At 66.8% G+C, this 368-nt stretch carries 1 protein-coding gene; it reads left to right on the top strand.

The features are described from left to right. Positions 1 to 368, top strand: a 368-nt coding sequence (locus tag AC0L27_RS41220; RefSeq protein ID WP_473323843.1) for a cadherin-like domain-containing protein, incomplete at both ends; no start/stop codon positions are given.

Here is a 368-nt window from a genome sequence, read left to right as displayed (position 1 = left end):
ACCGAGGACACCAGCTACTCCATCAGCGCGGCCACCCTGCTGGCGGGAGTGACGGATGTCGACGGCTCCTCGCTGTCGATCAGCGCGGTGAGCATCGCAAGCGGCGGCGGCAGCCTGATCAACAACGGCAATGGCACCTGGACCTACACCCCGGCTGCGAACTACAGCGGACCGGTCAGCTTCAACTACACCGCCTCTGACGGCGCGCTCACCGCGAGCTCGACGGCCAACCTGTCCCTGACAGCGGTCAATGATGCACCGGTGGCCAAACCTGTGACGCTGGCGGCGGGGACCGAGGACACCAGCTACTCCATCAGCGCGGCCACCCTGCTGGCGGGAGTGACGGATGTCGACGGCTCCTCGCTGTC

The organism is Bradyrhizobium sp. Ken51 (genome assembly GCF_055807435.1).
This window is presented reverse-complemented; position numbering and strand designations above follow the sequence as displayed.